This is a genomic window from Rhodopseudomonas julia, assembly GCF_030813515.1.
In the GTDB taxonomy this organism is placed as follows: Bacteria; Pseudomonadota; Alphaproteobacteria; order Rhizobiales; family Afifellaceae; genus Afifella; species Afifella julia.
In genome coordinates this window covers 536,218-549,464 of record NZ_JAUSUK010000002.1, presented here as the reverse complement: position 1 = coordinate 549,464, position 13,247 = coordinate 536,218, and the positions used below count along the sequence as shown (strand labels likewise).

Genomic DNA, 13,247 nt, shown 5'->3' with positions numbered 1-13,247 from the left:
GGGATCGGCATCATCGAATCGAAGATCTTATAGGCTGAGGAAGGTGAATTTCGATTTACGAAGAGCGTCGCGACAGCCCTATTTCGGAAACTCCAGCCCCATCTCCCGATAGCGCTCGGGATCGTCCGTCCAGCCCTCGCGCACCTTCACGAACAGGAAGAGATGCACCTTGCGCTCCAGCATGTGATGCAGCTCGCGGCGTGCGGCGATCGAGATCTGTTTGATCGTCTCGCCGCCCTTGCCGAGGAGGATCTTGCGGTGGCTTTCGCGCTCCACGAAGATCACCTGGCTGATCCGCACAGATCCGTCGCGCTTCTCTTCCCAGCTTTCCGTCTCGACGGTCGCCGAATACGGCACCTCCTGATGCAGGCGCAGCATCAGCTTCTCGCGCGTCACCTCGGCCGCGATCGCACGGAGCGGCAAATCTGAAACCTGATCCTCGGGATAGAGGAACGGCCCTTCCGGCATTGCTCCGGCGAAGAAGGTGAGAAGATCGTCGACGCCATCGCCGTTCGTGGCCGACACCATGAAGGTCCGCGAAAAAGGCAGCCGTGCATTCGCCTCCGCCGTGATGGCGAGGAGCGCGTCGCGGCGTACGAGGTCGATCTTGTTCAAGATCAGGACGCGTTCTTTGTCCCGCGCCCCCGATTCCGCCAGCCGATCGATAAGCGCAAGGGCCGCTTCGTCCAGCCCGGCGCGCGCATCGATCAAAACGGCAGTGATATCGGCATCGGCCGCCTGCGCCCAGGCGGTGCTCACCATCGCCTTTTCCAGGCGCTTCTTGGGCACGAAAATACCGGGCGTATCGACGAACACGACTTGCGCGCCCGCATGCATGGCGATGCCACGAATGACGGAGCGGGTCGTCTGCACCTTATGGGTGACGATCGCCACCTTGGTGCCGACGAGCCGGTTCAAGAGCGTCGACTTGCCTGCATTCGGCGCGCCGATCAGGGCGACGAAGCCGGCCCGCGTTCGCTCTGCACTTTCAGATGATGCCGGGCTCTCAAGCTCGGTTGTCACAGCCATACCCCCTCACGACGCAGAATGGCGGAAGCGGCCGCATGTTCGGCTTCTCGCTTCGACGGGCCTTGGCCCTCCGCCCCTTCGGCGCCTTCAATCAACACTTTGACGGAGAATTCCGGCGCATGGTCCGGACCTCTGCGTCCACTCTCCTGATAGCGCGGCGTGCCGTGGCCGTTGCGATGCGCCCATTCCTGCAGCTCGGTCTTGGCGTCGCGCAGCGGGCCCTGCATCGTCCGCAGCCGCTTGATCCAGAACCGATGGATGATGACTTTGGCCGCATCCAGGCCGGCATCGCGGAAGACCGCGCCGATCACCGATTCACATGTGTCGGCGAGGATCGACCGCGCCGTCCGCTCCGTCGCCCGCGCCAGGCTCTCGCCGACGCGGTAATGCTCGGCGAGATGCATCTCCTCCGCCACTTCCGCACAGGTGTCGCGATTGACGAGCCGTGCGAGCCGGCGGGACAATTCACCCTCCGGCGCCTGCGGATATTCCTCGATCAACAGATCGGCGATCACGAGGCCGAGCACCCGGTCGCCCAGGAATTCCAGCCGCTCATAGGTGTTCAGCGGATCGCCGCGCCGCTCGTCCCCGATGGCGCTCGCATGCGTCAGCGCGCGCTTCAGAAGGTCCGGGCGGGTGAAATGATGGCCGATCCGCTCTTCAAGATCGCCGAGCGAAGCCTTGCCGCTCATAATGCTTCAAGCAACCGATTGTAGCGCAACGACCACGGCCACCGCCAGAATTCCCACACATGGCTGTCCTCCTCGACCGAGAAGAAGATGACCTCGGCGCGCCCGACGAGATTTTCTTCCGGCACGAAGCCGACGAAATTCAGGAACCGGCTGTCGGAGGAATTGTCGCGATTGTCGCCCATCATGAAATAATGGCCGGCCGGCACCTCGTAGACGCCGGTATTGTCCTTCTCGCCGTTCGGCGTCAGGTCGAGCGTCATATAGCTGACGCCGTCCGGCAGCGTCTCGCGGTACTGCGCGACCTTGATCTCCTGACCGAAGGCGTTTTGGCCGGTGTAATCCTCGACGCGTTCGCGCTCCACCGGCGTGCCGTTGATGTAGAGAAGGCCGTTCTTCATCTGGATCTTGTCGCCCGGCAGCCCGATCACGCGCTTGATGTAATCGGTCTTGGGATCGCGCGGCAGCCGGAAGACGGCGACATCGCCGCGCTTGGGCCCGTCCCCTTCCCAGATGCGGCCGTGGATGAACGACAGATCGATCGGGAAAGAGTAGCGCGAATATCCGTAGCTGAACTTAGAGACGAAAAGATAATCGCCGACGAGAAGCGTCGGCATCATCGATCCGGAAGGAATGTTGAAAGGGTGATAGAGAAAGGTGCGGAAGACGAGCGCAATCAAGAGCGCCTGGATGACGACCTTGAGCGTTTCGCCCAGGCCTCCGCTCGATTTGGCTTTCTCCGATTCGGCGCTGCGTTCGGCCACGTTCATGGCTCCGTCCTTGGGAAATTGCTCGCGGGTTTAACGGCAGCGTCCCCCGCCTGCAACGCCGGGCCGTCTTCGCTGCGCATTAATTCTGTCTTTGAGGCCTGAATACGGCAGCGCCGTCAGCCTGCACGCACCGCCTCGATCACGACGAAGGCCTGCGCCAGCGGGCCGTCGTCGGTGATGGTAAGATGGATGAAAGCTTCGTAGCCCTCGGGCGTCATGCGGGCAAGGACTTCCGCCGCCCCGCCGGTCAGCCGCATGGTCGGTTTGCCGGAGGGAAGATTGACCACGCCCATATCGCGCCAGAACACGCCCTGCCGCAATCCGGTGCCGAGCGCCTTCGAACAGGCCTCCTTGGCGGCGAAGCGCTTGGCGTAAGAGGCCGCCCGCATCCGCCGACGTTCCGATTTCGTGCGCTCCACCTCGGTGAAGACGCGCTCCACGAAGCGCGTGCCGAAGCGGTCGAGCGTCTGTTCCACGCGGCGAATGTCGATGAGGTCGGAACCGAGCCCGATGATCACGACGCCTCTCCGGCTTGCGCGCGGGCCGCATCCATCAGCCGACGCATTTCGCGGATGCTCTCGCCGAGCCCGACGAAGATCGCCTCGCCGATGAGGTAATGGCCGATATTGAGCTCGCGGACTTCGGCAAGCGCGGCGATCGGCGCCACATTGTCGTAGCCGAGCCCGTGGCCGGCATGCACTTCGAGCCCGATCGAAGCCCCGTAGCGCGCCATCTCCGCGATCCGCCGTCGCTCTTCTTCAGCGCCAGCCTCGTCGCCGTCCCGCCAGAGGTCGCAGAAGCGGCCGGTATGCAGTTCCACGACGGGCGCATGAAGCGTACGCGCCGCGTCGAGCTGCGCCTTGGCCGGCTCGATGAACAGCGAGACGCGAACGCCCCTTTCGTTGAGCGCGGCGACGATCGGCGCGAGCCGTGCGATGCTGCCGGCCGCGTCGAGGCCCCCTTCCGTGGTGCGCTCCTCGCGCCGTTCGGGAACGAGACACGCCGCATGCGGGCCGTGCTTCAGCGCAATTTCCAGCATCTCCTCGGTCGCCGCCATCTCCAGATTGAGAGGCAGCGAAATCTCGCTCATGAGCCGATCGATGTCGCCGTCGCGAATATGGCGGCGATCCTCGCGCAGATGTGCGGTGATGCCGTCGGCGCCAGCCTCCTGGGCGATCTTCGCCGCTCTCAGAGGGTCTGGATGGTCACCGCCGCGCGCATTGCGCACCGTTGCCACGTGATCGATGTTGATACCGAGCCGAAGCGAAGAGGTCATTGAATTCCGTTGAAGCTTGCACCGTTTTGCGGGGCGTCGCCCGCCGCCGGCTTGCGCCGTGCAACGAAACGTTCCCGCCGGGCCGCCTGATAGGCCGCCACGAGCCTGTAGACAATCGTGTAGGTGATGATACCGGCGACGAGCCCGAGCGGGATGGCTCCGACCGTCATCGGCTTCAGGATCGGCAGGAGCTGCTCGAAGGATTTCTCAACGAGATCGTGGCCGAGACGGGGTGGCGGCAGTTCGTGCGCGCCACGCCACAGAAGATGGCCGAGTTTGTAGGTCGCCGCCCAGATGAAGGGAAAGGTGAGCGGATTTCCGATCGACGTGCCGAGCGCCGCGGCGATGAGGTTGCCGCCGATCAACCAGGCGATGGCGAAGGAAATCACGAAATGCAGGCCGAGAAACGGCGTGAACGAGGTGAAGACACCCGCCGCACAGCCGGCGGCGATCGCATGCGGCGTCGCGGAAAGCCTGAGAATCCGCTTGGTGAAATAGAGAAACGACCGTCGCCAGCTCGAACGCGGCCAAAGCCAGACGCGCAAGCGCTGAAAACGACCTTCCTCTATACGTCTGCGAAACAGCATCTTTCGCCTTCTGATCGCTCCGCCCGCATACCGCAGCCGGTTGAAATCCGCCCTATCCGTTGACGCGCACCACGCCACTCACCACCGATTTCGCCCTCAAGTTCCGCATGATGTGGTTCAAATGCTTGAGGTTCCAGACTTCTAGATCGATTTCAAGTTCGGTGAAGTCACGACGGCGCTGCAGCATGCGAAGATTGTCGATATTCCCGTCACTGCGGCCGATCGAATCTGCAATCTCGGCAAGAGATCCCGGCTCGTTGAGCGTCGACACACGAATCCGGGCAGGAAACCGCTCCGCAGAGCCTCCCGGGATGTCCCAGCGCACATCGACCCACCGATCCGGCTCGTTTTCGAACTCCGTCAAAGCCGGAGAATGGATCGGATAGATGGTAATCCCCTCACCTGGTGTGAGGATGCCCACGATGCGGTCGCCCGGTACGGCGCCGCCCTCCGGATCGAAACGGATCGGCATGTCGCCGCTCGCCCCGCGGATGGGCAGGGCATTGTCGTCATGTGCGCCGCGCCGGCCTTCTTCGTCCAGGCTAAAGCCGAGGCTCGCCCGCGCGGTATCGTGCCAGGTATTGGTGCGCGCTCCCGCCTGCGTCGCCGCCATGCGTTCGGGAAAGACGGAGTTCATCACCGCTTCGGCATTGACCTGACCGCGCCCGACGGCGGCGAGGAGATCTTCGACGTCTTCGAAGCCGAAATGGCCGAGATGTTCCTTGAGGCGCGCTTCCGACCACGGCTCCTCGAGCCGTTCGAATGCGCGTTGCAGCGTGTGGCGGCCAAGCCCCGCATATTGCTTGCGCACATGGGCGCGCGTGGCGCGGCGGATGGCGGCGCGTGCCTTGCCGGTGACGACGACGGATTCCCAGGCGGGCGGTGGCCGCTGCGCTTCGGAACGCACGATCTCCACCTCGTCGCCGTTTTCCAAGGGCGTCACGAGCGGCGTCAGCTTGCCGTTGACCTTCGCCCCGACGCAGGTGTCGCCGATATCGGTGTGCACCGCATAGGCGAAGTCGATCGGGGTGGCGCCGCGCGGCAGCGCGATGAGGCGCCCCTTCGGCGTGAAGCAGAAGACCTGGTCCTGGAAGAGCTCGAGCTTGGTGTTTTCCAGAAACTCTTCCGGCGCGTCGCCATGGGCGATGTGTTCCACCGTCTGCCGCAGCCAGGCATAGGCGGAGGATTCGCGCGCCAGCCGATCGCGGTCGGCCGCGATGCCGTCCTTGTAGAGCGGATGCGCGGCGATGCCGTATTCGGCGATCTTGTCCATCTCATAGGTGCGAAGCTGCAGCTCGACGCGCTGCTTGCCGGGCCCGACCACGGTCGTGTGCAGCGACTGATAGCCGTTCTGCTTGGGCGTGGAGATGTAATCCTTGAACCGCCCCGGCACCATCCGCCATTCCGTGTGCACGGCTCCGAGCGCCCGGTAGCAGTCGCTCACGTCGTGAAAGAAGATGCGGAAGCCGAAGATATCCGACAATTGTTCGAACCCGACGGCCTTGCGCTGCATCTTGGCGAAGATGGAATAGGGCCGCTTCTGCCGGCCGCGGATCTCGCCCTTGATGCCGCTGTCCTGCAACCTCTTTTCAAGCGCCGCCTGGATCGTTTCGATGTCGCCGCCGGCGCGCTCGCGAAGATCGACGAGCTTCGCTGCGATCGTCGCATAGGCTTCCAGATTGAGCGTACGAAACGAAAGCTCTTCCAGCTCTTCGCGCACGGCCTGCATGCCCATGCGCCCGGCAAGCGGCGCATAGATCTCCATCGTCTCTTCGGCGATGCGGCCGCGCTTCGCCTCCGGCACGTATTGGATCGTGCGCATATTGTGCAGACGGTCGGCGAGCTTGACGAGAAGCACGCGCACATCGTCGGCGACGGCGAGAAGCAGTTTCCTGAGGCTCTCCGCCTGCCGCGCCTCGCGCGAGACGAGGTCGAGCCGGTCGATCTTCGTCAGCCCGTCGACGAGGCGGCCGATCTCAGTGCCGAAGAGCTTGTCGATTTCGTCGCGCGTCGCGCTCGTGTCTTCGATCGTGTCGTGCAGCAGCGCGACGGCGACCGAAGCATCATCCATGCGCAATTCGGTGATGATGGCGGCGACTTCGAGGGGATGGGAAAAGTAGGGATCGCCGGAGGCGCGCTTCTGCGTGCCATGCTTCTTCATGGCATAGACATAAGCGCGGTTGAGCAGATCTTCATTGACGGCTGGATTGTAGGCGGCGACCCGCTCGACCAGCTCGTATTGGCGCATCATCCCCAGACGTCCTCGCGGCCTTGTAGCCCTTTGCGGCTAGTGAACCGCTTCTCTGCATTTTGCCGGATATAGGCTTTACAAAGGCTGAGCGCATCCATGCGACAAAAAAAGCCCCGCTTGAGCAGGGCTTTGTCGTCACGACGGGGCAAAGGCCCCGCCGCCGATATCGCTGAGGCCTCGCTCAGTCGTCGCGCCGCTCGGGCGGATCGAGGCTCTCCAGACCGCGCAGAAGCTCTTCTTCGCTCATCCGATCGAAGGTCATTTCGTCTTCTGCACCGCCGCTCTGGGCTTCGATCTCTTCCGGAGCCGGCTCCGGCTCGTCGACCTCGACGAATTTCTGCAAGGAATGAATGAGATCTTCTTTCATATCCTCCGGCTGAATCGTCTCGTCGGCAATCTCCCGCAAGGCAACGACGGGGTTCTTGTCGTTGTCACGGTCCACGGTCAGCGGTGAACCATTCGAGATCGTGCGCGAGCGGTGCGCCGCCAGAAGCACGAGATCGAACCGGTTATCGACCTTGTCGACGCAATCTTCCACGGTGACGCGCGCCATGGATGCACCTCCTCAAAAATCATTCGAAAACGGGAATTGGGATTCCCATAGGCCTTTTTCAACAGTCTCGCAAGGTTTACGAACAGCCTGCCTTGAAAGCGCCGAATCCCTCGCCTACCCCTTGGCAACTTTCTTGGTGCGGCAAAAATTTCCAAGAAAACACATTGTCTTAGAGGAGGTTCACGATGTTCGATGCGCGTGAAAAAGTCGCCTTATTTCTGGATGGAGCCAATCTTTACGCAACATCCCGCTCCCTTGGTTTCGACATCGACTATCGTCGTCTTCTCGATAGTTTTCGCAAGAAGGCTTATGTTTTAAGGGCAGTTTATTATACTGCTCTGGCCGAAGATCAGGAATATTCCTCAATCCGCCCGCTGATCGATTGGCTAGATTACAACGGCTACCGCATCGTCACCAAACCGCTGAAGGAATATACCGACGCACAAGGACGGCGGAAGGTGAAAGGCAACATGGATATCGAGCTCGCGGTCGATGCCATGGAGATCGCTGAGCATATCGACCATCTCATCATCTTTTCCGGCGATGGAGACTTCCGCTACCTGGTCGACGCCTTGCAGCGAAAGGGCAAGAAGGTGACCGTTGCCTCCACCTTGAAATCGCAGCCGCCGATGATCTCCGACGACCTGCGTCGGCAGGCCGACCATTTTCTGGAACTCGCCGACATGGCGGCCGAATTCGGGCGTGCCGGACCAGCCCGGACGCGTCCAGCCTCCGATGACGAGAACGGCGGCACCCCCGGCACCTACGAGGACGACGAGTTCGATTATTACGACGACGATGAAGTGGACACGAGCGCCCGGTGAAATACTCTGAAACCCCGGCCGCGGGCGGCGTTGTCGCACCCTCGCAACCCTCCCGCGATTGCCCTTTATGTCCTCGCCTCGTCGAATTCCGCAACGAATGGCGTGCCAAGGAGCCCTCCTGGCACAACGCCCCGGTCCCGACCTTCGGCCGGTCTTCGGCCAGGCTTTTGATCATCGGCCTCGCGCCGGGCCTGCGCGGAGCCAACCGCACGGGTCGCCCCTTCACCGGCGATTACGCCGGCGATCTCCTCTACGACACGCTGATCGAATACGGCTTCGCGCGTGGCGAATACCGCGCCGATCCGAACGACACGCTTGAACTGGTGGATGCGGCGATCGTCAACGCAGTCAGATGCGTGCCGCCGCAGAACAAGCCGATCGGTGCGGAGATCAACAATTGCCGGCCGTTCCTCGCAGCGACCATCGCCCGCCACACCGACCTTGCGGCAATTCTGGCGCTCGGTCGCATCGCCCATGACAGTGTCGTGCGCACGCTCGGCCTTCGCCTGAAGGACGCGCCCTTCGGCCATGGCGCGACGCACGAAATCCCGGGCGAGACGTCAGGCGGCCTGCGCCTTTTCGACAGCTACCATTGCTCGCGTTACAACACGAACACCGGTGTTCTGACGGAAAAGATGTTCAAAGGCGTGTTTGCAGAGATCCGCAATCTGTTGGGCGCGCCGCGTTAATCTTTCGGTAACCAAGAAATTCCAGTCGGCGTTAAGGCATCCACGCAACGTTTCGGAGACATTGTTTTAAAGGCGGCGCCTTCAGGGCGTTTGGGGGAATGGCATGGCCGAGCCGACACAAGATCTGACGACGATCGCGCATGTCTATGGTCCGAGCCAGACATCGCTCGCCATCTCCATGCTCAAGGCCCACGGCATCGTCGTGGTGCCGGTGGGGCCGCAGCACATCTCCGTCGCCTGGCATTACAGCGTTGCACTCGGCGGCGTCGCCTTGCGCGTGCCGGCGAGCCAGGCTGAGGACGCTCAGGAAATTCTAAAAGGTTTCGGCGCGCCGGTGCGGCGCTTCAATCTGATCGCAGCAGCTTTTATGGTGTTCGCATTCCTGCTCGCCGGCGTCGCCGTTCCGCCCCGGGCGCTTTATCTCGCAGAGAGAAGCGCAAGCTCAGGCCAGATCCGCTCCTGAGCCGCAGGAAAAGCCCGCCTAGCCGAGCTCCTTCAACAACCGGTTCTTCTCGCGCTGCCAGTCGCGCTTCTTTTCGGTCTCGCGCTTGTCGTGGGTCTTCTTGCCCTTGGCGAGCGCGATCGCGAGCTTGGCAATACCGCGATCGTTGAAATAGAGCCGCAACGGCACGATGGTCATACCTTCGCGGTCGACGCTCTGCGACAGCCGGTCGATCTCGCGTTGATGCAAGAGCAGCCGGCGTTTGCGCCGCGGATCATGGTTGAACTGGTTCGCCTGGACGTATTCCGGGATGTTGCCGTTGATCAGCCACACCTCACCGCGTTCCGGGCTCACATAGGATTCCGCGATATTGGCTTTGTTCTGCCTGAGGCTCTTCACCTCCGTCCCGACGAGCTGCAGGCCAGCCTCGATCGTCTCGCCGATTTCGTAATCGAAACGGGCGCGCCGATTGTCGGCCACAACCTTGTTGTTCGTCGTCGTCTTCTTCGCCATCGAAATCCAACTGCAACCTTGCGTTAATTGAGGAGGCCGGCATGGCGAAGCGCGTCCTGCACCTCGCTCTTGGTCTCCTCTCCGATCGTGGTGATCGGCGAGCGAACTTCCTCGCTCATCTTCCCGAGCACCGAGAGAGCATATTTGGTGGGTCCCGGGCTCGGCTCAAGGAACAATGCGCGATGGAGCGGCATCAGCCGGTCCTGGTACTCGAGCGCGGCGGCGAAATCGCCCGCCATGCAGGCCTTCTGAAAGTCCGAGCAAAGCTTCGGCGCCACATTCGCCGTCACCGAAATGCAGCCATGCCCGCCATGTGCCATGAAGCCGAGCGCTGTCGGGTCTTCGCCGGAGAGCTGATTGAACTCCGTGCCGATCTCCTGGCGTTGCAGGCTGGCGCGCACGAGATTGGCGGTCGCATCCTTGACGCCGGTGATGTTCGGGCAATCCTCGAAGAGCTGCTTCATCGTCTCCACGCTCATATCGATCACCGAGCGCGGCGGAATATTGTAGATGATGATCGGAATGGAGATCGCATCCGCCACAGCCTTGAAATGCGCGTAGAGGCCTTTCTGACTCGGCTTGTTGTAATAGGGCGTCACCACCAGCACGGCATCGGCACCCGCCTTTTCCGCATGTTCGGCAAGCTCGATCGCCTCGCGCGTATTGTTGGAGCCGGCACCGGCGATCACCGGCACCCTTTTGGCCGTGACCTCGACGCACAATTCCACCACCCGCTTGTGTTCGGCATGCGACAGCGTCGGCGATTCGCCGGTTGTCCCGACAGGCACGAAGCCGTGGCTGCCTTCGCCGATCTGCCATTCCAGGAAGTTGCGGAACGCCTCTTCATCGACATTACCGTTGCGCATGGGCGTCACCAGCGCCGGAATTGACCCCTTGAACATAACTTGGCCCAAAAATTCTGTCCTTTTGACTGTGGCGGCGGACGATAGTGGCGCATCCTGGCAAGAGCAAGCGCACCGCCTCCGCTCTGGGGCCGCAAGGAAGCAGAACCGAACACGTGATCTTGCCGAGCAGGAAACTCGCGGCAATCGCCGCAGCGCTCGCCCTGGCCCTCGCCGCCGGGGAGTCGCTGCTCGTGCTCGCTTCCCCTGCGGCAATCGCCGCGCCCGCAAAGCCGATGCTGCCGAAGCCGCGCCCGGCGGAAAAGGCAACCGCGGCCGTTGAGGCCGTGCCCGCGCCACGTCCTGACGCAGAAGCCGCCGCAACGTCCGCCGCTGAGGCAAAGCCTGACGATATCGCGGAAGCGGAGACAACACCCGCCACCGACGCCCCCGCCCCTGTAAAAGCCGCGCCGGCGAAAGCTGCATCCGAAGGTACGGCCCCCGACAGCACTTCCCCCGAAGACACGGCATCCAGCGGGGCCGACGAAAGCCCAGCCGAGCAGGCAGAGGGCGAAGCACCGGCCAGCGTCGAGCCCGAAGCGACGACCGATTCGATCGAGACAGGATCGATCGGAAACAGCGAGACGGCATCGGCCCAAACCGGAGCAGAGCCCGCCACGTCACAAAAGAGCGCATCGCAGGGGAGCGCACCGCAGGAGGTTGCCTTCCTGGCGCCGCGCCCGCGTCCCGACCCGACGGGTGTCGCCGCCGAACGGCTGAACCGGATCAAGAACGATCGTCCGCCTTATGGGTTTTCGCAGGCCACCCTCCTGAAACGCGGCCTCGATCTCGTGACGGCCGATGCCTATACGAGCGCGCTCTCCTACGCGGAGACCCTTCCGAACGCCTTCGACCGCGAACTGATCCGCTTCTTCGTCGCCCGCGCCCCCTTCTCCGGCCTTCCACCGGCCACGATCGAAGACGTCGCGAAAAACCATCCGGACTGGCCCGATCCCGACCTTCTGAGGCTGCGAGCCGAACAGGCGCTTCTGCGCACGCATCCGACAGGCGAAGCCATTCTCGCCTTCTATGCCGAAGGGGCGCCGATGACGGATGACGGCTGGCTGCGGCTCGCCGACATCTATTCAGAACGCGGCTGGCACAAGCGCAGCCGAAAAATCGTTCGCCGGATCTGGCGCGAGGAATCGCTGTCGAGTGCGCAGATGGCGCATATCCTGGCGGAGCATGGGGATGCGCTGACGCAAGACGACCATCTCTATCGCTTTCGCCGGCTTCTCCTGCACAAGCGCACCAGCGAGGCGATCCGCGTCGGCCAGGCGATAGGTCCGGGGTACGACCAGCTGGCCCGTGCGGTCGCCGCCGCCGTCGACCGTGGCGGCTCGACCGCGAGCTTGATGGCCATCAAGACCCGTTTCCGTGGCGAACCTGCCTGGGAATACGCCCGCATCCTCATGCTCATTCGCAAGGACCGGCTGGTGCAGGCCGCGCTGCGCATGAGCCTGGTGGAGCGCGACGGCACCAGGCTCGGCGATGCCGACCGGTGGTGGGAGCTGCGCAAGGATCTGGCGCGCATGCTTCTCGAGGAAGGCTATCCCGCCCTCGCTTATTCGGTCGCCGCCACCCATGCCGCGCAATCGCCCGAGGCGATCGTCGAAGCGGAATTCCATGCCGGTTGGCTGGCGCTCAGATACCTTGATTCCCCGCGTGCCGCGCGGGCCCATTTCGCCAGGATCGCCGCCGTCGCCACGCAGCCGCGATCCATCGCGCGCGGCTATTACTGGCTCGGCCGCGCCCATTCAGCGAGCGGCCATGCCGATCAGGCGGCCAAGGCCTATTCCGTCGCGGCCCGCCATGGCGCCACATATTATGGTCAGCTGTCGCGCGAGGCGCTGGGCCTCACCCATACGGGGCTGGAACTCCGGCCGCGTCCCACCGCCCTCGACAGGCTGCGCTTTGCCGCCCGCCCGGAAGTCCACGCCATCCAGCGCCTCGCGGCGGCACAGCACAATTTCCGCACGCGTCCCTTTTTCATGGCGCTCGGCGACAAGCTCGAAAGCCCGGGCGAGCTTTCGCTTCTCGACACCCTGTCGCGGCGCATCAACGAGCCCCATTACGGCATGCTCGCAGCCGCCCGCGCCGATGCCCGCGGCGTCGAGGTCGGAGCCCTGCGTGCGCCGCTCATCGTCGTCCCGCCGGACATTCCGCAGCCGGCGATCGTCGATCGCGCACTTCTCTATGCGGTCTCCAAGCAAGAGAGCGCCTTCAATCCTTCGGCCACCAGCCATGTCGGGGCGCGCGGGCTGATGCAATTCATGCCGGCGACCGCGCGCTATACGGCGCGGCAGATCGGCCTGCCCTTCTCCCTCGTGCGCCTGTCGAGCGACCCCGCCTACAACGCCACTTTGGGCGCCGCCCATCTCGGCGAGCTCCTAACCAATCTGCGCGGCTCATATATTATGACATTCGCGGGCTATAATGCCGGCCCCGGCCGCGCCATCGACTGGGTGAAACGCTACGGCGACCCCCGCGGTGCGGAGACCGATCCCGTCGACTGGGTGGAGCGGATCCCCTTCGACGAGACGCGCAACTACGTCCAGAAAGTGATGGAGAACCTGCAGGCCTATCGCAGCCGCCTCGGCCACACGCTCTCCATCTCCAAGGATTTGGCGCACGGCGATCCGGTGCGTTAGCCCGCGCCTCTGCCTGCGAAACCGGGCCCCGTGCGCCATAGGAGCCAGCCCCGCCAATATTTGCGACACGA

At 63.2% G+C, this 13,247-nt stretch carries 14 protein-coding genes; 4 read left to right on the top strand and 10 right to left on the bottom strand.

Features of this window, described 5'->3' with window-relative positions:
* Window positions 1-78: 78 nt before the first annotated feature.
* From era to rpoZ, 8 genes are all read right to left on the bottom strand, one after another.
* Window positions 79-1,029: a GTPase Era gene (gene era, locus J2R99_RS11750; protein ID WP_307154660.1), complete on the bottom strand. Its 951-nt coding sequence runs from the start codon at window positions 1,027-1,029 to the stop codon at window positions 79-81.
* Complete coding sequence (gene rnc / locus J2R99_RS11745; protein ID WP_307154659.1) at window positions 1,020-1,721, bottom strand: ribonuclease III; 702 nt, start codon at window positions 1,719-1,721, stop codon at window positions 1,020-1,022. The genes era and rnc overlap by 10 nt, the downstream gene beginning before the upstream one ends.
* Complete coding sequence (gene lepB / locus J2R99_RS11740; protein ID WP_307154658.1) at window positions 1,718-2,488, bottom strand: signal peptidase I; 771 nt, start codon at window positions 2,486-2,488, stop codon at window positions 1,718-1,720. Before lepB ends, rnc begins: the two co-directional genes overlap by 4 nt.
* A 116-nt stretch (window positions 2,489-2,604) precedes the next feature.
* Entirely contained in the window at window positions 2,605-3,006 is a 402-nt protein-coding gene (acpS, locus tag J2R99_RS11735) for a holo-ACP synthase (protein ID WP_307154657.1), read from the bottom strand.
* Window positions 3,003-3,764 carry a pyridoxine 5'-phosphate synthase gene (locus tag J2R99_RS11730; protein WP_307154656.1) on the bottom strand — a complete coding sequence of 254 codons (762 nt, stop codon included), beginning with the start codon at window positions 3,762-3,764 and terminating at the stop codon, window positions 3,003-3,005. Before J2R99_RS11730 ends, acpS begins: the two co-directional genes overlap by 4 nt.
* Complete coding sequence (locus J2R99_RS11725; protein ID WP_307154655.1) at window positions 3,761-4,309, bottom strand: DUF2062 domain-containing protein; 549 nt, start codon at window positions 4,307-4,309, stop codon at window positions 3,761-3,763. Before J2R99_RS11725 ends, J2R99_RS11730 begins: the two co-directional genes overlap by 4 nt.
* Before the next feature lie 94 nt (window positions 4,310-4,403).
* Complete coding sequence (locus J2R99_RS11720) at window positions 4,404-6,602, bottom strand: RelA/SpoT family protein (RefSeq protein ID WP_307154654.1); 2,199 nt, start codon at window positions 6,600-6,602, stop codon at window positions 4,404-4,406.
* Window positions 6,603-6,783: 181 nt separating this feature from the next.
* Window positions 6,784-7,155 carry a DNA-directed RNA polymerase subunit omega gene (gene rpoZ, locus J2R99_RS11715; protein ID WP_092810689.1) on the bottom strand — a complete coding sequence of 124 codons (372 nt, stop codon included), beginning with the start codon at window positions 7,153-7,155 and terminating at the stop codon, window positions 6,784-6,786.
* Window positions 7,156-7,340: 185 nt separating this feature from the next.
* On the opposite strand from rpoZ, the gene J2R99_RS11710 reads away from it, so the two are divergent.
* The 3 genes from J2R99_RS11710 to J2R99_RS11700 all read left to right on the top strand — a co-directional run bounded on the left by J2R99_RS11710 (window position 7,341) and on the right by J2R99_RS11700 (window position 9,131).
* On the top strand, window positions 7,341-7,979 hold the full coding sequence (locus J2R99_RS11710; protein WP_307154653.1) for a LabA-like NYN domain-containing protein: 639 nt from the start codon (window positions 7,341-7,343) through the stop codon (window positions 7,977-7,979).
* Entirely contained in the window at window positions 7,976-8,668 is a 693-nt protein-coding gene (locus tag J2R99_RS11705; protein ID WP_307154652.1) for a uracil-DNA glycosylase, read from the top strand. The genes J2R99_RS11710 and J2R99_RS11705 overlap by 4 nt, the downstream gene beginning before the upstream one ends.
* Before the next feature lie 103 nt (window positions 8,669-8,771).
* Entirely contained in the window at window positions 8,772-9,131 is a 360-nt protein-coding gene (locus J2R99_RS11700; RefSeq protein ID WP_307154651.1) for a hypothetical protein, read from the top strand.
* 18 nt (window positions 9,132-9,149) lie between these two features.
* Here the strand turns inward: J2R99_RS11700 and smpB are convergent, their stop codons facing one another.
* Window positions 9,150-9,623: an SsrA-binding protein SmpB gene (gene smpB / locus J2R99_RS11695; protein ID WP_128291372.1), complete on the bottom strand. Its 474-nt coding sequence runs from the start codon at window positions 9,621-9,623 to the stop codon at window positions 9,150-9,152.
* A gap of 23 nt (window positions 9,624-9,646) precedes the next feature.
* Entirely contained in the window at window positions 9,647-10,525 is an 879-nt protein-coding gene (dapA, locus tag J2R99_RS11690) for a 4-hydroxy-tetrahydrodipicolinate synthase (RefSeq protein ID WP_307155689.1), read from the bottom strand.
* Between the two features lie 116 nt (window positions 10,526-10,641).
* Between dapA and J2R99_RS11685 the strand changes: the two genes are divergently transcribed.
* Complete coding sequence (locus tag J2R99_RS11685; RefSeq protein WP_307154650.1) at window positions 10,642-13,176, top strand: transglycosylase SLT domain-containing protein; 2,535 nt, start codon at window positions 10,642-10,644, stop codon at window positions 13,174-13,176.
* Window positions 13,177-13,247: the final 71 nt, after the last annotated feature.